21 protein-coding genes are annotated in these 25,738 nt (G+C 44.9%); 14 read left to right on the forward strand and 7 right to left on the reverse strand.

Features of this window, described 5'->3' with window-relative positions:
- Positions 1-769 precede the first annotated feature (769 nt).
- Positions 770-2,230 carry an ATP-binding protein gene (locus QUA50_RS15645; protein WP_333263400.1) on the forward strand — a complete coding sequence of 487 codons (1,461 nt, stop codon included), beginning with the start codon at positions 770-772 and terminating at the stop codon, positions 2,228-2,230.
- Between the two features lie 231 nt (positions 2,231-2,461).
- On the opposite strand, the gene dnaN is transcribed toward QUA50_RS15645, so the two are convergent.
- The 3 genes from dnaN to dnaA all read right to left on the reverse strand — a co-directional run bounded on the left by dnaN (position 2,462) and on the right by dnaA (position 5,650).
- Positions 2,462-3,601 (reverse strand): DNA polymerase III subunit beta, encoded by a 1,140-nt coding sequence (gene dnaN / locus QUA50_RS15650; RefSeq protein ID WP_333263402.1) that lies wholly within the window; start codon positions 3,599-3,601, stop codon positions 2,462-2,464.
- Positions 3,602-3,900: 299 nt separating this feature from the next.
- On the reverse strand, positions 3,901-4,023 hold the full coding sequence (locus QUA50_RS15655) for a hypothetical protein (RefSeq protein WP_333263405.1): 123 nt from the start codon (positions 4,021-4,023) through the stop codon (positions 3,901-3,903).
- Positions 4,024-4,279: 256 nt separating this feature from the next.
- Positions 4,280-5,650, reverse strand: coding sequence for a chromosomal replication initiator protein DnaA (gene dnaA, locus QUA50_RS15660; protein WP_333263409.1), 1,371 nt, complete (start codon positions 5,648-5,650; stop codon positions 4,280-4,282).
- 185 nt (positions 5,651-5,835) lie between these two features.
- Between dnaA and QUA50_RS15665 the strand changes: the two genes are divergently transcribed.
- From QUA50_RS15665 to QUA50_RS15685, 5 genes are all read left to right on the forward strand, one after another.
- On the forward strand, positions 5,836-7,077 hold the full coding sequence (locus tag QUA50_RS15665) for an HhoA/HhoB/HtrA family serine endopeptidase (protein ID WP_333263412.1): 1,242 nt from the start codon (positions 5,836-5,838) through the stop codon (positions 7,075-7,077).
- A gap of 131 nt (positions 7,078-7,208) precedes the next feature.
- Positions 7,209-7,742 (forward strand): peptide deformylase, encoded by a 534-nt coding sequence (gene def, locus QUA50_RS15670; protein WP_333263414.1) that lies wholly within the window; start codon positions 7,209-7,211, stop codon positions 7,740-7,742.
- 322 nt (positions 7,743-8,064) lie between these two features.
- Positions 8,065-8,634, forward strand: a complete 570-nt coding sequence (locus QUA50_RS15675; protein ID WP_333068288.1) for a TerD family protein — start codon at positions 8,065-8,067, stop codon at positions 8,632-8,634.
- A gap of 120 nt (positions 8,635-8,754) precedes the next feature.
- Positions 8,755-10,209: a TerD family protein gene (locus tag QUA50_RS15680; RefSeq protein WP_333263417.1), complete on the forward strand. Its 1,455-nt coding sequence runs from the start codon at positions 8,755-8,757 to the stop codon at positions 10,207-10,209.
- An 81-nt stretch (positions 10,210-10,290) separates the two neighbouring features.
- Positions 10,291-10,887 (forward strand): TerD family protein, encoded by a 597-nt coding sequence (locus tag QUA50_RS15685; RefSeq protein ID WP_333263420.1) that lies wholly within the window; start codon positions 10,291-10,293, stop codon positions 10,885-10,887.
- A gap of 269 nt (positions 10,888-11,156) precedes the next feature.
- Here the strand turns inward: QUA50_RS15685 and lysS are convergent, their stop codons facing one another.
- Positions 11,157-12,713 carry a lysine--tRNA ligase gene (gene lysS, locus QUA50_RS15690; RefSeq protein WP_333263421.1) on the reverse strand — a complete coding sequence of 519 codons (1,557 nt, stop codon included), beginning with the start codon at positions 12,711-12,713 and terminating at the stop codon, positions 11,157-11,159.
- 57 nt (positions 12,714-12,770) lie between these two features.
- Here lysS and QUA50_RS15695 point away from each other — a divergent pair, with 57 nt between their 5' ends.
- A complete protein-coding gene (locus QUA50_RS15695) occupies positions 12,771-13,034 on the forward strand; it encodes a hypothetical protein (RefSeq protein WP_333263424.1) in 264 nt (87 codons plus the stop codon).
- Here the strand turns inward: QUA50_RS15695 and QUA50_RS15700 are convergent.
- On the reverse strand, positions 13,023-13,160 hold the full coding sequence (locus QUA50_RS15700; protein ID WP_190734883.1) for a hypothetical protein: 138 nt from the start codon (positions 13,158-13,160) through the stop codon (positions 13,023-13,025). The genes QUA50_RS15695 and QUA50_RS15700 overlap by 12 nt on opposite strands.
- 36 nt (positions 13,161-13,196) lie before the next feature.
- On the opposite strand from QUA50_RS15700, the gene tkt reads away from it, so the two are divergent.
- The 7 genes from tkt to QUA50_RS15735 all read left to right on the forward strand — a co-directional run bounded on the left by tkt (position 13,197) and on the right by QUA50_RS15735 (position 22,438).
- A complete protein-coding gene (gene tkt, locus QUA50_RS15705) occupies positions 13,197-15,212 on the forward strand; it encodes a transketolase (RefSeq protein WP_333263427.1) in 2,016 nt (671 codons plus the stop codon).
- A gap of 350 nt (positions 15,213-15,562) precedes the next feature.
- Positions 15,563-15,784, forward strand: coding sequence for a hypothetical protein (locus QUA50_RS15710; protein WP_333263429.1), 222 nt, complete (start codon positions 15,563-15,565; stop codon positions 15,782-15,784).
- An 85-nt stretch (positions 15,785-15,869) separates the two neighbouring features.
- Entirely contained in the window at positions 15,870-18,674 is a 2,805-nt protein-coding gene (locus tag QUA50_RS15715; protein ID WP_333298750.1) for a PAS domain S-box protein, read from the forward strand.
- 48 nt (positions 18,675-18,722) lie between these two features.
- Positions 18,723-19,169 carry a response regulator gene (locus QUA50_RS15720; protein ID WP_333081177.1) on the forward strand — a complete coding sequence of 149 codons (447 nt, stop codon included), beginning with the start codon at positions 18,723-18,725 and terminating at the stop codon, positions 19,167-19,169.
- A 308-nt stretch (positions 19,170-19,477) separates the two neighbouring features.
- Positions 19,478-19,630: a hypothetical protein gene (locus tag QUA50_RS15725; RefSeq protein WP_333263435.1), complete on the forward strand. Its 153-nt coding sequence runs from the start codon at positions 19,478-19,480 to the stop codon at positions 19,628-19,630.
- A 91-nt stretch (positions 19,631-19,721) separates the two neighbouring features.
- Complete coding sequence (locus QUA50_RS15730; protein ID WP_333263437.1) at positions 19,722-21,224, forward strand: ATP-binding protein; 1,503 nt, start codon at positions 19,722-19,724, stop codon at positions 21,222-21,224.
- 125 nt (positions 21,225-21,349) lie between these two features.
- Positions 21,350-22,438: a response regulator gene (locus QUA50_RS15735; protein WP_333263440.1), complete on the forward strand. Its 1,089-nt coding sequence runs from the start codon at positions 21,350-21,352 to the stop codon at positions 22,436-22,438.
- A gap of 185 nt (positions 22,439-22,623) precedes the next feature.
- Here QUA50_RS15735 and QUA50_RS15740 read toward each other — a convergent pair whose 3' ends face one another.
- Both QUA50_RS15740 and QUA50_RS15745 read right to left on the reverse strand, forming a co-directional pair.
- Entirely contained in the window at positions 22,624-25,230 is a 2,607-nt protein-coding gene (locus QUA50_RS15740) for a PAS domain S-box protein (protein ID WP_333263443.1), read from the reverse strand.
- On the reverse strand, positions 25,227-25,622 hold the full coding sequence (locus QUA50_RS15745) for a response regulator (protein WP_333263446.1): 396 nt from the start codon (positions 25,620-25,622) through the stop codon (positions 25,227-25,229). The genes QUA50_RS15740 and QUA50_RS15745 overlap by 4 nt, the downstream gene beginning before the upstream one ends.
- Positions 25,623-25,738 lie beyond the last annotated feature (116 nt).

Genomic DNA, 25,738 nt, shown 5'->3' on the forward strand with positions numbered 1-25,738 from the left:
TCTAAAATCTAAAATCTAAAATCGATTGACTCTGCGAACCCTCGCCGATTTGATAGATATTTCGGGTAAAAATAATTGAGTTTAGAACAAATGCCAAGGCAGATTTTGCAGAGGGCGGGCGAGGCTAACTGTTTTATATAACGATCGCAATAAAATTGGTTTGTAGCGATGACTTTAGTTTTCACGACCAACCTATAGGGGACGCACTGGCAGGTGTGTAGCTGGCTGAGCGTTACGGGGGGTTGCGAGTACCGGATCGGGGATCTGGGATAAAATCGCCTCAAATGCCTTAGCTTGCGGGGCGTCCCGCCATCGCGATTGCCAGCTAAAATTCCGGGGGTGAGGGCCCGGAGTTTCTGCTTTTAAATTGTCTGCTGACGGGCTGCATCGTGTTGGCGATCGGGCAATTGCGATTTTATTCTATTATCAATCACTTATATTTCTCAGCATAATATTTTATTAACACAAGGTTAAGACGACTACCTAAGATTAATGAATAGTTAAATAGTAGAAACAAGCGTTAATACCGCTCAAGTCAGTATAAAATAAAGTCAGGTACAATTACAAGGGCGCATTGATCTCGGTAATCCTCAATCTTGCCTAATACTTTAAGTGGTAAAATTTCATTTACTACAGTCAGTTTTTTGTGTAATTTAAAATGCAGTTTGCCAGGGGGATGTCTGTCGAAGCACTCAGCAACTCACCTGCTGACCTTTGGTAGCTGAATGTCTGGCAAATAGAACCCCAAAAAAAGCGTGCTGATAAATTTATGTTGAATACCTCCTGCGTAGAAAGACCAGTCCAACCCCTCTCCGAGGCTGACCTAGGAGAACTTTGTTTAGACTCTACTCTCCAAGAATTGTCGCTTTACGATTTTCAGGTAGAAGCTACGGATTGGGGAATGCGAATTTCTCAGATGTTAGAAGCTAATCCGCTGTTACCGGGAGTCATTGTCACCCATCAAGGTGAATTTGCCGGTATGATTTCCCGGCGGAGATTTTTAGAATTTATCAGCCGTCCTTTTGGGCGAGAATTATTTTTAAAGCGACCGGTGAGGGCTTTGTACCGCTTTGCCGAAACTGAGAGTTTAATTTTTCCCAGCAATACTTTAATCGTGGATGCAGCCAGGAAGTCGCTGCTGCGATCGAAAGAACTGCTTTACGAACCGATTGTGGTGCAAGTGTCGCCTCAAACTTATACTTTGCTAGACGTACACGAACTGTTAGTAGCCCAATCCAACATTCACGAACTAGCGACAAAATTGCTGAGGCAGCAAACTCAATCTCAACTAATTCAAACCGAAAAACTAGCGAGTTTGGGACAGATGGTAGCTGGAGTCGCCCACGAAATTAGAAATCCCGTCACCTGCATCAGCGGAAATATCGGCTTTTTGTCCAACTACTCGAAAGACATCATGGAGTTGCTGTCTGCTTACGAAGAGATTGTGGGTGAAAGCGAAAAAATTGACAAACTCAAAAAAAATATAGAATTTGATTTTTTGCAAGAAGATTGGGTGGAAATTCTCAAAAGTATGAAAGTTTCATCGCAGAGGCTGACCGAACTTGTCACCAGCCTGCACACATTTTCTCACATGGACGAAGCCCACTTGAAGCAAGCTAACATCCACGAATGTATTGACAGTACGCTGCTAATTATGAAAAACCGTCTGAAGTACGGGTTTAAAGTAGTTAAAAACTATGGAGATTTGCCTTTGGTCAAGTGTTACTCTGGTCAGTTGAGCCAGGTATTTATGAATATCATCAGCAATGCGATCGACGCTTTGGAAGAGGTAAAAGCAGAAAAAGATTTTATGTCTGCGATTACTATTGAAACCGAGGTAATAGACAGTTGTGACGGCGACTGCGTGAATTCGGAATTAATTCAAAATTATGTTAGGGGCGATGGCGTCGGGCCCCGCAAGCTACGACCAAATGCCAAACAGCTACTATCCGCCAGCCAAAACGGCGACTTCTGCCCAGAAGCAGCGGAAAAAAATCAAAATAACGCTTGGATAGCCATCCGAATTGCCGATAACGGGCCGGGAATTCCGCCAGAAATTCAGCGGCGGATTTTTGAGACATTTTTCACTACTAAACCCGCCGGGAAAGGTACCGGTTTGGGTTTGGCAATTACCCATCAAATTGTTACGGAAAAGCATAAAGGCAAGTTGAATTTGCATTCTACGCCCGGTACGGGTACTGAATTTGAAATTTTGTTGCCATTGATTTGAAGCAATAAGTCATATCAAATCTGTTAGCATCGGAATTATTCCTATGTCTCTTCTCTTTATCTGCGTGAATCTGCGTCAATCCCTTGTCATCTGCGCTTGCTGAAGTTCTCTTTTTTTAACCGCAGATGGGGGCAGATTAACACGGATTAACGCAGATGAATCCAATCGAGTCCGGTGGCAGCATTGGTGATTGTTGACTAATGACTAATGACTGCTGACTGCTGACTCTTTTTAAGCTCTTAGCTGCACTGGCATCACCAAGAATGTAGCATTGACTCCACCCAATGGCTGAAAAATTACAGGAGCAAGAGCACCGTTTAATTGCAGTTGAATTTCGGGGGATTGAGCAGTTTTCAAAATGTCTATTAAGTATTTCACGTTGAAAGCAATATCGATGCTATCTCCCGAAATCTGTGCGGGCATTGACTCTTTGCCGCAGCCGACATCTTTAGCATCTACCGACAAAGTGATTTCCTGATTTTCCTCGTCGATGCTGCATTTGAGAATATTATTTTTTTGGTCTGCAAAAACGGCTATTCTTTCTACGGCTGCTAAGAACGATCGCCTTTCTAAGGTAATTTGCCGCTCAAAAGACGGCGGAATTAACTGCCGGTATGCGGGATATTGCCCTTCCAAGGTGCGGGTTGTCAGCCGCTGGTCTGCCCATTCAAACACTACTTGACCGTGTTCAAAATGCAGGGTGACAGGTTCAGTCCACTGCCGCATCACCAGCATTCTTTCTACTTCGCGCAATGCTTTAGCGGGGACTGTCACCTCAAATTCTTCTTGGGTTTCTTCGCCTTCAGCTTTTTCGTTGGCAGTTTGAACTACTGCCAATCTGTGGCCGTCTGTAGCTGCAAATTCCAGGCAATCTTGCAATACCTTTAAATGCACGCCTGCAAGTACCTGTTTTGCCTCGTCGGGGCTTGTCGCAAATAAAGTTCCTTTGAGTCCTTCTATCAAGGCTTCCGGCGGCAATTTGAGGATTGTTCCGGCTTCTATTGCAGGCAATTCTGGGAATTCTTCCGGGCCCATGCCTCTAACTTGGTAGCTGCCAGAAGTGCAAGTGAGATATGCTACGGTGTCTCCCGCTTCGTCTTCTAGAGTAATTTCTCCATCTGGGAGTCTCGAAACAATATCGTTGAGTAATTTAGCGGGTATGGTAAAACTGCCACCGCCAGTCACTTCTGCTGCGAAGCTGGTACGAATGCCTAAACTGAGATCGAAAGCTGTCAAGCTAACCCGCTGATTTTCCTCATCCGCGACTAAGAGCACGTTGGCTAGTACCGGATGTGTCGGGCGGGAGGGAACGGCCCGACTTACCAACGAGAGGTTGGCGTTGAGGTCACTTTGGGTGCAAACCAATTTCATTGTAGGAAGGTTAATTAACCGGATTTGAAACAGAAACAAATGGTATCACAGAAAGCCGGCGGGTCGGTTTTTCTGTGTGTAGGGCTTAAGCATGGGGCTAGAAACCGGGTTTCTCAGCAAAATTTTGCCTGTAAAAACGAGAAATCTTCCAAGAAACCCGGTTTCTGAGGTTAGCGGGCGTCGCGAATTATGTGTTTTGGGTGTGCAGGGATCGCTAGTATTTTTTAATTTATGGAATTATTTTTGTATCGATCGCCCTGTGGAAACTGTGGAAAAAAAAGCTAACTGCTTGCTGGGCGTCACTTATAGGTAATAAATACCTGTGGAAAACTTGTGGAAAAACTGGTGAGGTCGATCGCCTTTTTTTGTGCAAAAGCTGTTTCGGGCGATCGAGTAAAGTTTTCCACAAACAGAGGGCCCATTTTCCACAGTTTTTTCCACAGGCAATATCGAATCCGGTGGCATCGAAAGTGTGGGTTTGTTTGCGCTCACCCCGTCTGCACCGGTGCGTCGCTCAAAGATTGTGGATACTATTTAAGATTTAAGGGTGGCGACGCACCCTACGATACTGAAAACAGTGATTGTAGGGTGCGTCAGCCGGCTGAATATTTTGACAGCAGAGTGAGAATATTTCCGGCTGACGCACCCTACGCCATGAGTGAATGCGTGAAAAGAGGTTCAAGTTTTGCGGCTGACAACGTTAATTCGATCGCTCAACTGACGCAAAGTTTGAGCCAAATTCGGGTCAGTGTTCCGCAACTGAGCAATTTTGTCGCAACTGTAAAGCACTGTCGTGTGATCTTTGCCGCCGAAGACTTCGCCAACTTTCGGCAAACTCAAACCAGTATGCTGCCGAATTAAATACATCCCTATTTGACGGGCGAGACTAATTTCTCGCCTCCGGGAAATGCCTTTCAAATCTTCAACAGAAACATCAAACGCCTCGGCCACAACTGCAATTACTGCATCGGGAGTCGCCTCTACGCTTTCAGTTTGCGGGTTCAAAACAGGGGTGATATTCTCCACAGTCATCGGCAAACCGGTAATTGAAAGATATGCTACCGCCCGAATCAAAGCACCTTCTAATTCCCGAACGTTGGAAGTGTAACTAGAAGCAATGTATTCAATGACATCTCGCGGCAACCGCATATTTTCATACTCGGCTTTTTTCTGCAAAATTGCCATCCGAGTTTCCAAGTCTGGCAATTGAATGTCGGCAATTAATCCCATCGAAAATCGGGAACACAAACGCTCTTGCAGGCGGGGGATTTGCTGCGGCGGGCGATCGGAAGCTAAAACTACTTGGTTTCCGGCTTCGTGCAGAGTATTAAAAGTGTGAAAAAATTCTTCTTGAGTGTATTCTTTGCCTTCAATAAATTGGATATCATCTATTAATAAAACATCGGCGGCTCGATAATGGTCGCGGAAAGTTTGCATACTGTCTTTGCGAATGGCGGCGATTAAATCGTTAGTAAATTTCTCAGTAGAAACGTAAAAAATCTTGGCGTTGGGGTCAATTTCCAAGCGATAATGACCGATCGCCTGCATCAAATGAGTTTTGCCCAAACCGACGCCACCGCACAAAAATAGGGGATTGAATTCTCTGCCCGGAGACTCGGCTACCGCGAGGGAGGCCGCGTGAGCCATGCGGTTGTTGGAACCTACGACAAAGCGGGAAAATACGTATTTCGGGTTTAAATTGGCGGGTTTGGGGGGGTGAAGCGAGTGGCTTTCCGGGATATCGGCGATGGGGGAGGGCCAAATCATGGCGGAGTCGCTGCTGCCGCCTGTTTCGTTTCCTCCGGCAATTGTCAAGTAAATGTCTACGGGATAGCCGAGAATTTCTTCGACTGCATCGGCAATGGTTTTGACGTAATATTTTTGCAACCAATTGCGAGCAAAGGGGTTGGGGGCGCTGACGATCAAACAGTTATTTTCGAGTTGTTCGGCGCGGGCAGTTTTGATCCACGTCTCAAAGCTAGGTCTGCTCAGTTGTACCTGGAGACGTTCAAGTATCTGATTCCACAGACTTTCGAGGGGAATGTCCACTGCTTACCTCTGCCGATCGGCATTCAAGATATTAATTCTACTCTAGAGAGTTTAGTTCTCAGATGCTAAAGTTTAAGGGAGTCTGCCGATTGCCCAAAAATTTGGCGGCTCTGCAGTCCAAACCAGGTATCGGGAAGCTGCTCAGGAAATATTTAGATTTGGCAGGAAAGCCTTAAAACATGGCAATGAAGAGTTCTACTGGCAAATTTTGGAAGCAACCGGCAATTTACATATTGCTGCTGGTAACGGGAGCCGGGGCCGCCATGTTGGGCGATCGTCTGACGGTTTCTCAATTTCGTGCAAATTCTGGCGATTCGGGACAAAGGGCGCTAGAACCGAAATTGCAACTGCCTCCCAATACAAAGGATGAAGCTAGGAAAGTCTTGCCGCCGGTTCCCTTGTCGGGGGACGCGGCTAATGTGAATTTTATTGTGGCTGCGGTGGCAAAAGTTGGCCCGGCAGTGGTTCGGATCGATGCTTCGCGCCTGGTGAGACCGGGAAATAGAAGGCTGTCGCCGGAAGATTTTTTTGGCATAGAACCGAATTCGGGCGGTCGGGGCGGGATCGAACGGGGCACTGGTTCGGGTTTTGTCATCGGGGCTGACGGCGTGATTCTCACTAACGCTCACGTTGTAGAGGGGGCAGATACGGTAAATGTAACTCTCAAGGACGGCCGCAGCTTTCAGGGGCGCGTGTTGGGGGCGGATAAGGTGACGGATGTGGCTGTGGTGAAGATTGAGGCGAATAATGTGCCTGTGGTGGCGATCGGCAATTCGGATAAGCTGTTGTCTGGGGAATGGGCGATCGCGATCGGCAATCCTTTGGGTTTGGACAATTCGGTAACTGCGGGGATTATTAGCGCTACGGGGCGATCGAGTACCGATGTGGGCGTACCCGACAAGCGGGTCGGTTTTATTCAAACAGACGCTGCAATTAATCCGGGAAATTCCGGCGGCCCGCTGCTGAATGCTTCGGGCGAAGTTATTGGCATGAATACGGCAATTATTCAAGGTGCTCAAGGATTGGGGTTTGCGATTCCCATTCAGGCCGCGCAACAGGTAGCGAAGGAACTGATTACGACGGGGAAAGTCGAACACGCTTATTTAGGCATTGAAATGGCGACGCTGAATCCAGAGGTTAAGCAGCAAATTAACAGCAATGCTACCAGCAGCCTGCGAGTTGCAGTCGATCGGGGTGTGGCTATTGTTAGCGTTGTTCCTAATTCTCCCGCAGCAGCAGCAGGTTTGCGGGCTGGAGATGTGATTCAAAAAATTAACAATCAGCCGATTATTCAGTCGGAAGCTGTTCAGGATTTCGTGCAAAATGCTAAGGTTGGCGGTCTGTTGCAAATGGAAATCAACCGCAACGGGCAAATAGTTAATTTGACTGTTAAAACGGGAAGTTTGCCGGTTCAAAAAGTTGGATAAGAAGGAAAGCACGACACGGATTTTGACACGGATACACGGATTAATTATTGAGTGAGTAAGTTAGATTTTGTTCCTCCACCCAACCGACAAAACTGTAACAACAAATAACCAATAACAGATAATCAATAACTATGGCAGAAATATTACAAATCTCACAATTAGGAAATCCTGTACTGCGCCGCCCGTCGCAAGTTGTCGAGAATATTAAGGACGATCGCGTTCAACAGTTGATTGACAGCTTAATCTTGACCGTACAGCAGGCAAACGGAGTAGGGATTGCCGCCCCTCAAGCGGCTAAGTCCGATCGCCTGTTCATCGTCGCATCTCGCCCCAACCTGCGGTATCCCCAAGCACCCCACATGGAACCCACAGCGATGATTAATCCCCGGATTGTGGCTGCGTCAACAGAGACAGTCAAAGACTGGGAAGGCTGTTTGAGCATTCCGGGGATTCGGGGATTGGTGCCGAGAAGTAGGGCGATCGAGATAGAATACACCAGTAGAGACGGCAAACTCCACCGACAAGAATTGACAGACTTTGTGGCCAGAATTTTTCAACACGAACACGACCATTTAGATGGAATCGTGTTTTTAGACAGAGTGGAAAATACCCAAGAGATCGTCACCGAAGATGAGTACCAAAAGCAAATTGTCAACCTGCTGTAGCCGCAAGCATTCAGGGTACAAAGCCCCCGAATTTATTCGCGGGCTCAATTCTTCAATTATCCAATCGAAAATCCAAAATCGAAAATCCAAAATCGATAGATGAGTACCAGCAGCAATTTGTCAAGCTGCTTTAACCAAAAGCATCCAGCGTACAAGCCCCCGGATTTATCCGCAGGGTCAATTCTTCAATTATCCAATCTAAAATCTAAAATCTAAAATCTAAAATCGATAGATGAGTACCAAAAGCAAATTGTCAACTTACTATAACACTTGATATAATTGCTAGTAGTAACTAAGAGTGATGTTGTGAATAGGAGGGCGAATGTCTATTAATTTGGAAAAAGGCGGGAGAATCAATCTCTCTAAAGAAGCACCGGGGTTGAAAAATGCCGGGATTGGTTTGGGATGGGATATCAACGCTACAGACACAGGCGCAGCGTTTGACTTAGATGCTTCCGTCTTTATGTTGGGGGCTACTGGCAAAATTCCCGGCGAAAAATACTTTGTTTTCTACAACAACAACCAGTCGCCGGACACTTCTGTAATACATCTGGGAGATAGCAGAACCGGAGAAGGATTTGGCGATGATGAAACCGTTACAGTCGATTTAACCAAAGTCGATCCGGCGGTGCAAGAAATTGTGTTTGTGGTAACTATCCACGAAGCAGAATCGAGAAGGCAAAACTTCGGTCAAGTGCGGAATGCTTTTATCAGGATTTACGACACTACTACGAACACAGAGGTAACGAAGTACGATTTGGACGAGGATTTTTCTAGGGAGACAGCGGTAGAGTTTGGCAGACTTTACAAGAAAGACGGCGAGTGGAGGTTCCAAGCTGTAGGACAAGGCTACAATTCCGGCTTGCAAAGCTTTGTAGATAAGTATGCCTGATAAAAGGTCGTTAGCGAAGCCCTCGAAGAGGATCGCTCCTATCTAAATAAATCGAGGGGAAATTCGGAAGCAGGAATGTTTCCCTCGATTTTAAGCCAGACTCATGAGGTGATAAACCAGATGGGAATTCAATTAAATAAGGGCGAAAGATTTAATCTTTCTAAAACATCTCCAAATTTAACAAAAGTTGCGATCGCCCTGGGGTGGGAAGTAGCAACTGAACTAAATTTGTCGAACTCAAACCAGCAAAGCTGCGATATCGATGCGTCGGTTTTTGCATTAGGTTCGGACGGCAAAATCCCCGATGAAAGATACTTTGTATTTTACAATAACTCGCAGTCGCCGGACGGAGCGATCGCCCATTCGGGAGACAATCAAACTGGTCAAACTCAAGGAGATGACGAGACAATTTATGTAGACTTAGGAAAAGTAACGGCTGCGGTTGAGGAAATGGTTTTTGCGGTCACGATTCACGACGCACAAGCTAAACATCAAAATTTCAGCCAAATCAGAAATGCTTTTATCCGATTGTACGATCGCGAAACCGGCAGCGAACTAGCGCGGTATGATTTAACAGAAGCTTTTTCTGAAGAAACAGCAGTCGAGTTTGGACGGTTGTATAAAAAAGATGCAGCTTGGAGATTTCAGGCCGTAGGACAAGGATATAAAGCAGGGTTGCAGAGTTTTGTTGACAAGTATCATTCAGAGATTAAACCGCAAGAGAAACCTGCACAACCTACAGTAGAACTGCCTAGATTACCAGTTATTGAAGATAGCCACAAAAGTCAGAAAGCTATAGAATTAGACAAAAAGCTTCAGGAGAAAGCGCCGCACATTTTCAATCTTGCTAAGAAAGCAGATATCTCGCTAAAAAAGGCAAATCTCACCAATCACGATGCTCAAGTAGCACTTTGCCTCGATATTTCTGGTTCCATGTCTTCCCTATACAGTTCAGGAAAAATTCAGCGTTTGGCAGAAAAGATTTTGGCTTTGGGATGTCGGTTTGATGACAACGGATCGATCGACATATTTCTGTTTGGAGTCAACCCCCACAATCCCGGTGAAATGTCGATCGACAATTTCTCAAACTTCATCCACCATATACTGCAACAGTATCCTTTAGAACCAGGTACTTACTACGGTAAAGTGATGAAGGAAATTAGAAACTTCTATTTTCCTGACTGTCGCGGTAGCAGGCGCTACGCAGCTATTACAGCCGATCGACCTGTCTACGTGATGTTTGTAACGGATGGAGAAACTGCGGACGAATCGGAAAGCCAGCAGCAGCTACAATGGTCGTCCCACGAACCGATATTTTGGCAGTTTATGGCGATCGGCAAGTCGCAGAAGGATGTCAAAAGTAAGGGAGTTCGAGGGTGGTTAGCAAGAGCCGCAGCGAGCGATTTTAGCTTTTTAGAGCAGCTTGACCAAATGGGATCTCGTTACCTAGACAACGCAGATTTCTTCAGTTTAGAAGACCCGGAACATATTGCCGATGAGGAATTATACGATTTGTTGACAGCAGAATATCCGCATTGGGTAAAATCAGCACGAATCAAAAATCTCTTACCCTAGAAACAGCTTTTGCAGGCAAACAAAATGCTAGCTTAGGGCAATCATTCAACTTCACAATAAACCTTACACAATCACAAAACTATGGCTATCAACTTGACAAAAGGACAATCGATCGTTCTCAGCAAAAGCGAATACGACTTATCCCGACTGACAATGGGTTTGGGCTGGGATGTAGCGAAAGCTAAAAAAAGTATCTTTGGCAGAAGCGGTGCAAATTTTGACTTAGATTCCTACGCCCTGCTGCTGGGGGAAAATGGCAAATTAAAGAACTACAAAGAGGATGTAATTTATTATTCTCATTTGGAGTCAAAAGACAAAACAGTTGTTCACTCAGGGGACAATCTCACGGGCGAGGGAGAGGGAGACGACGAACAAATATTGGTGAAATTGAGTTCTTTGCCAGCACAATATCACAAAATAATTTTGGGCGTGAATATTTACGATGGGAAAGAGAGAAAACAGCATTTTGGCCTGGTAGAAAATGCTTTCGTCAGGGCGGTAGATGGCGCCGGGAAAGAAATAGCTCGCTATCGCTTGTCAAATGACCCATCTTATGAAGGAAAATTAAATATGTTGATGGGAGAAGTCTATCGAGAAGGCGGCGAGTGGAAATTTAAGGCTTTGGGAAATCCTTTGGCTGAAGATTTGAACGGTGTTGTCGGTTCATTTATGCGGTGATGTTAAATTATTGAAACAGATGCTTGTAGGGGCGGGTTCACCCAAAATACCTGTCAATAATTGACAATCTATATAAACCCGCCCCCACCCTACCAGCCATCAAAATGCACATTATAAACCCGCCCCCACCCTACCAGCCATCAAAATGCACATTTTCCGCATTCAATAAACATCAAGGTTGATGTAGGTTATTTGTGGGGTGGGGGCGGGTTTATAGAGACTGTTTGTTTGAGTTAGATATTGTTTGTAAAACCCGCCCCTACAATATTTTACGAATCTTTGACCGGCCGCATTGTCGGGAACATGACGGCATCTCGGATGCTTTGAGTATTAGTTAAAAGCATCACCAATCTGTCAACACCGATACCCATTCCCGCACAATTAGGCATTCCCAAAGATAGCGCTTGAATAAAGTCTTCATCCATTGGATGCGCTTCGTCATCGCCCGCATTTTTCTGCGCCAACTGTTCCTCAAACCGCTTTCTTTGCTCTTTCGGATCGTTCAATTCTGAAAATCCGTTCGAGTATTCTGTACCGTTGATAAAGAGCTCGAAACGTTCTACAAATCCCGGCTTGCTGCGATGTCCTTTTGCTAAAGGACTGACTTCGACAGGATAGTCGATGATGAATGTAGGTTGAATTAGTTTGGGAACAACTAATTTGTCAAAAACTGCGTACAGCACGTAGCCTAAACTTTGTTGTTCTAACTTAGACAGGTGCAATTCTAGCTTGGTTGCAGAGGATCTCGCACTTTCCAAATCCAAACTGTCAAAATCCAGCCCAAACTCGTCTCTGACAGCTTCTACCATCGTTTTCACTTGCCAGTGTTTGCCCTTGAAACCGGGATACTTTTCGCTGTAGTCGAACTTGCGTTCTAAACTAATCGTTTCTCCCTGATTTTCAATTTCTTTGACATCCCCAAATACCGCCGCCGCTGCGAAACATATCACGTCTTCGACAACTCCTAAAATGTCGAAAACATCGGCATAAGCTTGGTAAACTTCTAAAGAGGTAAACTCTGGATTGTGGGTGCTGTCAATTCCCTCATTCCTAAATGCTTTTCCTAGTTCAAATACTCGCTCGAAACCGCCGCAAATTGCTCTTTTTAAGAACAGTTCTGGAGCCACTCGCAAATACAAATCCACCTCTAAAGCATTGTGGTGAGTGATGAATGGCTTAGCAGCAGCACCGCCGTAAATAGCTTGCAGTGTCGGGGTTTCTATTTCGTAAAAATTGGCTTGCCAGAGATAGGAACGGATGCTTTGAACGATGCGGCTTCGCAGCATAAAACGGTTGAGCGCATCTTGGTTGCTTGCCAAATCCATTTCGCGGTGACGGCGGCAAACTTCGGGGTCGTTAATTCCGTAATAAGAATCGGGAAATTGAATAGTAGCTTTTGATAAAAGCTTTAATTCCCTCACTAAAATAGAAAGTTCTCCCCTGGGGGTGCGGCAGCCGATACCTTCGACGCCGACAAAATCTCCGACATCGAGCAATTTTTTAATTTGTTCAAAGCTCAAACCGACTTCGCCGGTGACGATTGCTTTCTCGATTTTGAGTTGAATTTTGTCTGTGGCGTCTTTTAAATCGATGAAACCAATTTTGCCGCTGTCTCGCTTGGAAGTGATGCGGCCTGCTAATCGCAGGGGAATTTCTTCGGGGTCGCTTTCTCCGTTTTGGAGTTCTTTTCCCGGCTGACTAAATATTTCGCGAACTTGCTTGGCTGTGTGCGATCGCGCGTAGGATTCACTGGGATACGGTTCTATGCCTTGCGATCGCAGTTCGTCTACTTTTTGACTGCGGACTTCGGCTTCACTGAGAGTCATTAGTTATTGCCTGATTAAAATTACAAATATCTGACATCTTGCACTATTCTGGCGATCGTGCGATCGAGCGTTGCTCAAATCAACGCCCCACAAGAAAATTCACTCTTTGTGGAACAGGCAAGATGCCTGTTCCTGACAAAGCTGCAAGATGTCAGAAACACCAAACTCTATCATAACTGGGCGGCTTTGAGAGCCAATTTGCCAAATAATAAGTTACATCCTCTCGTAGCCCGATCGCACAGATCCGCACTCGCCCCAGAAATATCTCCGATAAAAATTTGCGATCGACTGCACAAAGCGACCGAAACATTAAAAAATTAAGTTGTCTGTCGATCGCAACAGGTGAGATGATATGTAGTGCAGCCTCACGGCAGTTCCATAGAAACTGAACAACAGAAACGCGAGCGATCGAACTCGGCTCATCGCACCTCTGTCAGAATCGACCACACACACTCTCTCTCTTAACATATAAAAACCAGAATTATGGCTGTTGCAACCCAATCACTCGAAGAACTCTGCATCAACTCTATTCGCTTTTTGGCCATCGATGCGGTAGAAAAAGCAAAATCAGGACACCCGGGACTGCCGATGGGCGCTGCCCCTATGGCCTTTGTGCTGTGGGATCGGTTCATGCGGTTCAACCCCAAAAACCCCAAGTGGTTTAATCGCGATCGCTTCGTCCTCTCCGCCGGCCACGGCTGTATGCTGCAGTACGCCCTCATGTACTTGACCGGCTACGATAGCGTCACCCTCGACGACATCAAGCAATTCCGCCAGTGGGAATCCAAAACCCCCGGACACCCTGAAAACTTCGTTACCGAAGGCGTAGAAGTTACCACAGGCCCCCTCGGACAAGGAATTGCTAATGCCGTCGGTTTGGCCATGGCAGAAGCTCACCTCGCTGCTAAGTTTAACAAGCCCGACCACACCATTGTTGACCACTACACCTATGTCATCATGGGTGACGGCTGCCACATGGAAGGCATTTCTGGGGAAGCTTGTTCTTTGGCCGGACACCTCGGACTCGGCAAATTAATTGCCTTGTACGATGACAATCACATTTCTATTGAAGGCGACACCAGCTTGGCCTTTACTGAAGATGTGGGCAAGCGTTTTGAAGCTTACAACTGGCACGTTATTACAGTAGACAATACCGCTCTAGACGAAGATACTAACCTAGAAGCAGTTCACAAAGCTATTGAAGAAGCCAAAAAAGTCACGGACAAACCGTCCATGATTAAAGTCCGCACTATCATTGGTTACGGTTCTCCAAACAAGCGCAATTCTTACAGTTCTCACGGTGCTGCTTTGGGTACTGATGAAGTGAAAGCAACTCGCGATTTCTTGAAGTGGGAACACGCACCGTTTGAGATTCCTGATGATGCTTTGTCACACTTCCGCAAAGCAGTCGATCGCGGTGCTCAAGCTGAGCAAGAATGGCAGAAAGCTTTTGATGCTTATAAAGCAGCCTATCCTGCTGAAGCTGCAGAATATGAGCGCAGCGTTGCTGGCAAACTTCCTGAAGGTTGGGATAAAGTTTTGCCGACCTACAAGCCGGAAGATAAGGCAGATTCGACTCGGAATCATTCTGGAAAATGTTTGAATGCTTTGGCAAGTGTGTTACCTGAATTGATCGGCGGTTCCGCTGACTTGGCATCTTCTAACATGACTTTGCTCAAGGGTGAAAAAGACTTCCAAAAAGGTCAATACGAAGGACGTAACCTGCGCTTTGGTGTGCGGGAACATGGCATGGGTGCGATCGCCAACGGTATGCTGTTGCACGGCGGTTTAATTCCTTACTGCGCCACTTTCTTGGTATTTGCTGACTATATGCGGGGAGCAATTCGCCTCTCTGCACTCTCGGAAGCTGGAGTTATTTATGTAATGACTCACGACTCCGTAGCTTTGGGCGAAGACGGCCCCACTCACCAACCCGTGGAAACCATCGCTTCTCTGCGCGTAATTCCCGATTTGTTGGTAATGCGCCCTGCGGATGGTAATGAAACATCCGGCGCTTACAAAGTGGCAGTTGAAAGCCGCACTCGCCCAACTTTAATGGCTTTGTCGCGCCAAAATCTGCCCAACTTGGCTGGAAGTTCGATCGAAGGAACAGCCAAAGGCGCTTACATTTTGTCCGACGACGGCGGCACTCCCGACATCATTTTAATCGGCACCGGCGGCGAAACCTACCTCTGCGTTGATGCCGCTGAAAAATTGCGCGCCGCAGGTAATAAAGTGCGCGTAGTTTCGATGCCTTGCTGGGAATTGTTTGACTTACAAGATGCCGCTTACCGCGAATCTGTACTGCCGAAAGCTGTTACTAAGCGGTTGGCCGTTGAAGCAGGTTCTAGCTTCGGCTGGGGACGTTATTTGGGCTCTGAAGGCGATAGCCTCAGTATTGACAGATTCGGCGCTTCTGCACCGGGCCCCGTTGCTTTAGAAAAGTTTGGCTACACCGTTGATAATGTGGTAGCTAAGGCTCAGGCGCTGTTGGGCTAATAGCAGCAGCATAATTTTTGATGGGGCGGGCTTCGGGCTCGCCCCATTTTTTATAGCAGAAGGAAGTTCGGCAACGGATTCGCTTTTTTCGGATGTAACAGATGTAACGGATGGATGGAAGAAGGCTTTAGTTATTTAGAAGATAAGGAAGAAACAAGGAAAAGCTAAAATCCTAAAATCTCAAATCGGCATATAGCAATCCTTGCAGGAGTCGTAAATTTTTTACCCCACCCCAACCCTCCTCGAACCCAAGGGGAGGAAGTAAGAAATTTACAAATAATTTAGGATTGGGATATAGGGTTTTACTTCGTCATACCTCACATCTTGCACCATTGCCAGGAACAGGCAAGATGCCTGTTCCACAAGAGATGAATTTTCTTGTGGAACAGGCATCTTGCCTGTTCATCAAAGGATTGAGAATAGTGCAACATATGAGTTATTCCCAACCTAGAGCTCGCTACTGCTTGCGAATCATTGAGAATTGCTATATTAAGACTTACGGAAGAAAAACCAGTTTCTACCACAATATTCGGTTTGGCAACGAGACCTTTATGAAGAAACCGGGTTTTTAGCCCCCCGTGCCTCCCGAACTGTATATTTCAGAGAGTTAAGATAAGTTATAAGTTATTGCGTTAAATTACTCCTTCCCCATTTGCCATGCCGTTTATGATTTGGAATTTTTTAAATCAGTTGTTATTCACCGGCAATTATATTCCTCAAGGCTACTGTTACCTTTGGCAGCGAGAGCTAGTCGCGCTCCACATAGTTTCAGACTCTATAATTGCCCTAGCCTACTATTCAATACCGCTATCCCTAATTTATTTTATCTTTCAGCGAAAAGACTTGCCTTTTCGCAATATCTTTTGGCTGTTTGCAGCCTTTATTATCTCCGGCGGCACTACTCATATAATGGAAGTTTGGACGCTTTGGCATCCTGTTTATTGGGTTTCTGGCATTCTAAAAATTATTACCGCCGCGATTTCTGGTTACACCGCTTTTGCATTAATTCCTTTCGTTCCCCAAGCATTAACTCTCCTGAGTCCAACTCAATTAGGGATGCTCGATTCAATACTGCAAAAAGAAATAATTGAACGCCGAGAAACGGAAGCTCGCTATCAAACTTTAACTGAAGCTTCGCCGGTAGGAATATTTTATGCAGATGCTGGAGGAGACTGCTTGTATGTCAACGAGCGCTGGTGTCAAATTTCGGGAGTAACCTGTGATGAAGCTTTGGGCAAAGGGTGGTTGCAAGGCATTCATCCAGACGATCGCGATCGGGTTTTTTCTGAATGGTATAGCGCCGCGCAGGAGAAATTGCCGTTTAAATCTGAGTACCGCTTTCAAGGCATTAATCACCCTCAAATCAGTTGGGTATTCGGTCAATCTGTCGGTCAAATCGGAGAAAATGGGGAGGTTAAAAGTTATGTGTGTACTATTACTGATATTACAGAACGCAAGCAGATAGAAGAGGAAAATCGACGGCTCAATGAAACTCTGGAGCATCGAGTTGCTGAGCGCACTGCTCAAATCGAAATTTCTAACCACCAATTGCAAAAAGAAATAGCTTACCGCGAAAAAATTGCGCTCACTTTGTTGGAATTGACGCAACTGCAAAATGCAATTCTTAATAGCGCTAACTACACAATTATTTCTACTGATTCCGACGGCACAATTAAAACATTTAATCGGGCGGCAGAGCAACTTTTAGGTTATTCGCTAGAAGAAGTAGTCGGGAAAGTCACCATAGCAATAATTCACGAGCCTCTGGAGGTCGCTCAAAGAGCTGAAGTTCTTTCTCAAGAATTGGGAGTGAAAATAGAGCCGGGAATTCAAGTATTATTTACCTTGCCGTGCCGGGAAATAGCGGACGAAAATGAATGGACTTATATTCGCAAAGATGGTTCGCGGTTTCCGGTACTGCTGTCGGTGACTGCTTTATTTGATAGTAGCGGAAATATTAACGGTTTTTTGGGTATCGGTCAGGATATTAGCGATCGCAAACAAGCTGAAAAAGAGCTGCGTGACCTCACAAATGCCATGCAAAACACGGTGGAAGGCATTTCGCGGCTGGATATTGAGGGGCGCTACGTGAAGGTTAACCGAGCTTACGCTCATAAATGCGGTTACGAACCGGAACAAATGCTTGGCATGAAATGGCAGAGCACCGTACATCCGGGCGATGTTGAGATGATGCTCTCAGCTTATCAGGAAATGCTAATTTCTGGCAAAGTAGAAGTTGAAGCTAGAGGAGTCCGAAAAAATCGCTCGTTTTTTTATAAGCAATTAACGATGGTAAAAGCTTGCGACGCACAAGGGATATTTAACGGTCACCACTGTTTTATGAAAGATATCACTGAGCGCAAACTAACTGAAACTGCTTTGCTGGAAAGCGAATTTAAGTACAGGCAAATAGTTGAATTAGCAGAAGAAGGTATTTGGGTAATTGACAGAAATGGTCTCACGAATTACGTAAACCACGCAATGGCGCGAATGCTAGGTTATAGTGAATTAGAAATGTTCGGTCGGTCACTTTTTGAGTTCATGGACGAATCGGAAAAAGAAAAAGCTCTCGATCGTATCGAGCGACGCAAGCAAGGTATTGGCGATCGACACGAATTTAAATTCAAAAGCAAGGACGGCAAAGATATTTGGACTCATATGTCTACCAGTCCAGTCATGGACTCCCAGGATAATCTGCTGTCTTGTTGCGCCTTGGTTTACAACATTACAAGCCGCAAAGAAGCAGAGCAGCAAATGCTGCAACTGACAGAAGATTTGAAGCGTTCCAACGAGGAATTAGAACAATTTGCTTATGTGGCTTCCCACGATTTGCAAGAACCGCTCCGAGCCGTTACCAGTTACACTCAATTGCTTGCCCAGCGCTATCAAGGAAATTTGGACGATCGCGCAGATAAATATATTAATTATATTGTCGATGGCGCTACCAGAATGCAGCAGTTAATTAACGATTTGTTGGCGTATTCGCGCCTGGGAACGAGGGGTCAGGAGTTTGAGCAGGCGGACTGCAACGCTGTGGTTAAGCAAACTATGTGCAATTTGCAAATTGCGATCGCCGAAACAAAAGCTGCAATCACCTGCGACGCGATGCCAACGGTGATGGCAGATGAATCTCAACTGGTGCAATTATTCCAAAATTTGGTCGCCAACAGCATCAAATTTTGTCGCCAAGATATCCCGTTGATTCATATCGCGGCCCGCAGGCAAGAAAGCGAATGGGTGTTCAGCGTCCGCGATAACGGCATTGGCATCGATCCGCAGTATGCAGATCGCATTTTTATCATTTTTGCGCGCCTGCACGGACGCCGCCAATATTCCGGTACTGGTATAGGTTTGGCGATGTGCAAGCGCATTGTTGAACGCCACGGCGGTCGGATCTGGGTGGAATCTCAGGAGGGAAAAGGAGCGACTTTTTACTTCACTATTCCTATAATTAGTACCTGAAGCCTCAAAATTCAATTGTGTTTTTATACTTTAAAGGATACGCCGGTTATGAGCGATCGAAGCACTGTTAGACCTATAGAGATTCTGCTGATTGAGGATTCTCCCAGCGATGCCGATTTGGCAATAGAAGTCCTCAGTCAGGGTAAAATATTGAATAACTTGCATTTTGTGGAGGATGGAGTCGAAGCAATCAAGTTTTTGCGCCGAAAAGAACCCTATCTCAGGGTACCTCGTCCCGATTTGATTTTGCTCGATTTGCATCTGCCGAAAAAAAGCGGTATTGAAGTGCTAGAAGAAATTAAAACTGACCCAAAGTTAAAATTAATTCCTGTAGTGATTCTCAGCACTTCAGCAGCTCCCGAAGATATTTTTAAGTCATACTCCCTCCACGCCAACTGTTACATAACAAAACCGGTAGACTTCGTTGAATTTACTAAAGTAGTAAGGTTAATCGAGGAATTCTGGCTGGCAGTCGTCAAACTTCCTCTAAATTAAACGAACAGATGCTTTGCTTATGAGTGCTCTAAAAATTTTTAACCTAGGGAAATTCTGCTGGTGGATGATTTGCTCAGCGAGGCTGAATGGGCTTTAGAAAAGCTAGCGACCAGCCAAATTTTAACAATTTGCAAATAGTATAAAATATGGTATAAACAATATTTTATTGAACAAAGCAGGCTTGTCTGTTCGTGTACCCGTCCCGATTTAATTCGGCTTGACTTGATTTGGTATAAAAAAATGGTGGGTAAATATTGATCTAAATTATTAATTCAGCACTCAAGTTAAAAATGATTCCGGTGGTAATTATGACAACCTCAGCAGCCGATGAAGAGATGGTTAAGTTTTATGCCCTGTCAGCCCGGTGCTACATCACTAAACTTATCGATTTTACTCAAGTCGCTAAGCTGGTGAAATGGATTGAGGATTGGTGGCTGGTGGTGTTGACAGTTCCCAAATAATAACTTTCAAGTTGAAAATGTCCAGAGAAAGCAAAAAAGTTTAACCTGAGATTGGTAGAGTCAAAATTTTACAGTCAAAAATGTCAAAGCTATGTGGATTAAGATTCTGTTAGTAGAAGACAATCCGGCTGATGCAGATTTGCTTGCAGAACTGTTAGAAGTATCTGTGGGAGTCCAGTGGGAATTGGTGTCTGTTGAGTTCTTGCATGAGGCGATCGCACAACTGTGTAAACAACCCTTTGATGTCGTTTTGCTCGACCTTTCTTTGCCCGACAGCCGCGGTTTGGAAACCCTAACTCGCCTGCGAGAAGTGGCTCCTGATGTGCCAATGGTGGTAATGACAGGCTTGGACGATGAGGCGATCGCCCTAGAAGCAGTTCGCTTGGGAGCTCAAGACTATATTGTTAAAGGTCAAATTACTACTCAATTATTAGTGCGGACGATCCGCTACGCGATCGAACGATCTCAAACATTTCAAATGCTGCGGGAAAGCGAGCGCCGCTTTAGGGCGATTTTTGACTCTTCGTTTCAGCTAACCAAGCTGCTGACTCCCGCAGGAATTGTGCTGGAAGTGAACGAGACAGCCCTCGATTTTGCCGGATTGCGATCGGAGGGTATTGTGGGCCGCCCGATTTGGGAAATGGCGATTTGGGCCCAGTCGCCACAGGTTTCCGAACAATTGCAATGGGCGATCGGCAAAGCAAGTCGCGGCGAGTTTTTCCGCAGCGAAATCGACTTGTTAGGCAAAAGTGGTCAAATTATGACTGTTGATTTCTCACTGAAACCTGTTAAAAATGAAACAGGACAAGTTTTGCTGCTGATTGCGGAAGCCCGTGACATTAGCGATCGCAAACGAGCAGAAGCGGAAATTCTCAAAGCCCTCGCACGAGAAAAGGAACTTTCACAACTGCGAGCTAAATTTGTCACAATGGTTTCCCACGAGTTCCGCACACCTTTGACAACCATCCAATTTTCCGCTGGATTGCTGCAAGATTACAGTTCTCAGTGGCCCCAAGATAAAAAAGCTACTCATTTTGTGCGGATTCAATTAGCAATTAAACGCATGACAGAGTTATTAGAAGATATCCTCGTAATTGGCAAAATAGAAGCCAATACCTTGCAGTTTCAACCGGTTTCCTTAAACCTCGAAAAATTTTGCCGTCAACTGATAGAAGAGCAGCAGCTCAACGACAGCAACCAACACCCGATCGCCTTTCAATATGAAGGCGGCAACTGCGAGGCTCAAATGGATGAAAAACTGCTGCAGCAAATCTTGGGAAATGTCCTCTCAAATGCCATCAAATATTCCCCCATCGGCAGTACAGTTTCCTTGCACCTCAACTGTCAAAACAACGAAGCTGTGTTCCAAGTTCAAGACCAGGGCATCGGCATTCCCCAAGCCGATAGAGAGCGGATCTTAGAAACTTTTTACCGAGCTCCAAATGTCGGCACTATTTCGGGAACAGGTCTCGGTTTAGCAATTGTGAAGAGGGCTGTGGAACTTCACGGCGGCCAACTCGCGATCGAGAGTCAAGAAGGAAAAGGCACAACTTTCACTATTACCTTGCCTTTAATTTACACCCCCAGTCAATAACAACTGAATTATCAACTATACATATCCGCAATTTAACGATTAATTAAGCCCATAACAAACAAACTTATCAAGTATCTGAACCCAAAACTTTGACAAAAAACTACTAACTAAAAGGAGCTAGCACCGTGGCTAAGATTTTGGTAATAGAAGACGAAGAAGCGATTAGAGAGAATATTTTAGAGTTGCTGGAAGCCGAGAATTTTGAAGGAATAGGAGCGAGTAACGGCCAAGTCGGCATCAAATTGGCGATCGAAAAAATCCCCGACTTAATTTTGTGCGACATGATGATGCCGGAAGTAGACGGTCACGGCGTCATCAAAGCTTTGCGCTCCGAACCATTGACTGCCACAATTCCGTTTATTTTCCTCACAGCCAAAGCCGATAAAGTAGACGTTCGCACGGGCATGGAACTGGGAGCTGACGATTACATTACTAAGCCCTGTACGCCCCAAGAACTGCTCAAAGCCATTGCTATTAGACTTGAAAAACAAAAAACAATTAGCCGACAATCTCAAAAGACGCTCGACGAATTACGCACTAATATTAGTATGTCGCTACCCCACGAATTGCGGACTCCTTTGAATGCAATTCTGGGTTTTTCTGAGCTAATTCTGTCAGAATATCAGGTCTTAGAGGAATCAGATATCTTAGAGATGATCGGTCAAATTCAAACTTCCGGTCATCGCTTGTATCGGCTGATTCAGAACTTTTTGCTGTATGCAGAACTGGAGATAGCAGCCACCAATCCCGAACTGCTAAAGGAGATGCGAAACAGCGAATTTAGCTGTGTAAAATCTTTGCTGAGTCAAAAAGCGCGGCAGCAAGCAAAACACGCGAATAGAACCGACGATTTACAATTAAACTTGCAAGATGCGTCGGTAGCTATTGATTCTGTCAGACTCGCAAAAATTGTTGAAGAACTATTGGACAATGCCTTCAAATTTTCTTTAGAAGGAACGCCAGTTTTATTAAGCAGTTTCGTCGAAAATCAGACTTTTATTCTGTCTGTTAAAGACCAAGGCCGCGGCATGACTGCCGATCAGATTGCACAGCTAGAAGCTTACAGGCAGTTCGATCGCAAACTTTACCAACAAGCAGGTTTGGGATTGGGCTTGGCTATTGTTCAACGCCTTGTAGAATTGCACGGCGGAGAATTTAAAATAGAAAGTTTGCCGCAGCAAGAAACCATAGTTTGCGTTTCCCTGCCTGTCTAAACCATTTTAGATTTTAGATTTTAGATTTTAGAATTGGGGATGATTTACTAGATCAGGGTTGGGATATTCCCTACAGTTGCATTATTTTGGGAAAATCCTATCAACAATATAGCAACCGTGGCCGATGATTGGGAAGTTTTTAATCGCACTTTCCCCATGCGATCGATTGCTTCTTCCTTCTGCTATTATGCAGGAGCGATCGCGCCTTTCAGACACCGCTGCATATAAATTTGAGCTACCTTATCATTAGGGTTGATTTCCAAGCAGGCCGAAAACAATCTTATAGCTTCGCCACACCTATCACTATTGTAGAGTACCAAAGCTTGCTCAAAGATTGTCTTTGTCTCTAACTTTTTCTGTCGTAACTCTGGCGGATCGGCCGCAAATACTTCATAAAGTGTTACCATTCGGGATTTGCCTTTAACTGTTACGCGATCGATCAACCTCAAATCATAAATATTGTTTAACTGTATAAAAGTATTGTGAGTAATTAACATCGAAACTTCATACTCTTTCGTCAAAGTTTCCACGCGGGAGGCTAAGTTTACCGCATCGCTAATCACCGTGCTGTCCATCCGACTTTGGCCGCCCACCGTGCCTAACATCAAAGAACCTGTATTGATGCCAATGCCAATTTGCAGCGGCGGGCCATCGACCTGATTGCGACTAATATTATACTCGTTAAGCTGTTCTAGCATAGCAATTCCAGCTTTCACAGCATCGTCCGCACTGCCATCAAACAGCGCCATAATCGCATCGCCAATGTATTTATCAATAAAACCAAAATTGTCAGTAATTGCCGGTTCCATCCGCGACAAATAACCATTAATAAATTGAAAATTTTCTTCGGGATTCATGCTTTCCGAAAGAGAAGTAAAATCGCGGATATCTGAAAACAGCACCGACATTTCTTTCTGTACCTGATCGCCTAATTTGACTTCCAGAATACTTTCATATCCCAGAAAGTGGAGAAATTGGTGCGGCACAAACCGCCCGTAAGCATCTGTTAATTTTTCTTCTGCTGCTAAAGCTTTTTGCAACTCGTCTGTGAATTGGCGGCGCTCGGTTTCTACCTCTAGACGTTCCGTGATGTCTTGAAAAGCCGCGATCGCGTAAACTATGTTTTTCCGTTCGTCGTAGATTGGAGTCGCCCAAACCTCGATCGGCACAATCCGATCCGACCCATGAACTTCTAGATCGTCCATACGCACAAATTCTCCCCGCAACGCCCGAACAATCGGTTGGCTATCCCTCGGATACAATTGATTAGTTCCAGCGTCGTAAAAATGATAAGCTTCAGGAAATTGCTCAGTACCCCCATCAAAAATTAAACCTTGGGCGAGTATCCTTTCGCCCCAAGAATTCATGTAAAAAGGTTTACCCTTACCATCCACAACAAATATTCCTACTGGCATCGCTTCCAGGAATTGAGTCAATCGGCTTTCGTTTTCTGACAGTGCCTCATTTAACTTTTCTTCGGCTGCCAAAGCTTTTTCTAAATCATTAGTAAACCTAATTCGTTCCACTTCTACCTGTCTTTGCAAACTAATATCTTTAGCAAAACCCTGATAGTAAAGCACCTCACCGTTAGCATCATAAACTGTGCGCGCATACTCAGAAATCCAAATAATGCTGCCATCTCGACAGTAAACCTGAGACTCAAACTCACACAGAGTACCGTGCTGTTTCATCAGCGCCAGAAACTCTTGACGGCGGTTCGGTTCCACGTACAATTGCTGCTGAATATCATTAATACTTTCTATCAATTCTGACGCGGAATCGTAGCCGTAAATTTCCGCCAGAGCAGGATTAGCACTGATAAAATGTCCGTCCGGCGTCGTCTGAAAAATACCTTCTAGAGCATTTTCAAATATCCCGCGATACTTCTCTTCAGCTTGAATTAGCGCCGCTTCAGCTTCCTTGCGTTCACTTATGTCACTAAAAGCAATAATCGCATAGGAAATGTCTCCTGTAGAATCATAAATTGGAGTTGCCCAACTCTCTACAGGAATAATCTTATTAGCTGTACGAATTTCTACACCCTCAGTCCGCACATTTTCGCCCCTAAGCGCCCGCATAATTGGCAATTCTTCTACGGGGCATCTCTGATTAGTCCCGGTTTTATAGAATTGATAAATTGCTGCTTTTTGCTCTGAATTAATATGCGGTACAGTGCCTTTGCCAAATACATCCCGCGCTTTTTGGTTAGCGTAGAAAGATTGCCCGTTTGCATCAAGTACACACACGCCCAATGGCATAGCTTCTAGATATTGCGTCAAGCGACTTTCGTTTTCATGGAGTTTGGCAATCAGCATCGCCTGCTTGCGGTTTAATTTTACCAACTCCTGATTCATTTCCTGAAGTTCACTTTGTTTTTCAGCTAATTGTTTATCTTGAAAATATTTATATATTGCCTCAGTAACAGTTAATTTTAAGTCATCACATTGCCAAGGTTTAGGTATATATCGGTACAATTTAGCATAGTTAATAGCATTTGCTACCGCATCCAAATCTGCCTGCCCCGTCAGCATGATCTTGAGACAGTTCGGCGAGATAGCATGAACGCTCCTTAATAGTTCGTCTCCTTTCATACTAGGCATGATATGATCCGAAATAACCAAAGCAACTTCATACTCTTCTGCTAAAAGTTCTGACAGCAACTCTAAAGCTTCTTCGCCACTTTGGGCCGTTTCAATTAAATATTTATCTTCAAAGGCTTTTAGGAGGTCTATTTCCAGACTATCGAGTATAGTCTGCTCATCATCCACACAAATAATGACTGGTTTTTTCATAAACTTGCTAGACCAGACTTAATCGCTTCAATTAATTCTTGATTCTGCCAAGGTTTTTCTATGAAAGCATGAAGATTAGCTTGATTTTTTGTGCGTTCGATTGCTTCTTGGTCGGCTTGTCCTGTCAGCATCACTGTCACAATTTGCGGATATTTTTGGTGGATTTTAATCAGCAACTCATCTCCTTTCATTCCGGGCATCAACCAATCAGAGACAATTACTAAAATATTAACCTCAGCTTCACATAGCTCTTCAATAATTTCCAGGGCCTCGGCAGCACTTTCAGCAAATTCGCAAAGATATTTACCGTTAAATGCCTGTTGCAGTTCAATTTCCAGACTTTCCAACACTCCTACTTCATCGTCCACACACAAAATTGCTGATTTAGACATCGCTAGTTTCCTTCTTTAGTGGGGTAGGGTGAACCCCCATGAGCAGTACACCGTTTTCCAAATTCTACATTCTGCGCGGGTAGACTGCAAATTTTCGCCCCCGACTTCAGTCTCCG

Source organism: Microcoleus sp. M2_D5, from assembly GCF_036701935.1.
Classification (GTDB): Bacteria; Cyanobacteriota; Cyanobacteriia; order Cyanobacteriales; family Microcoleaceae; genus Microcoleus.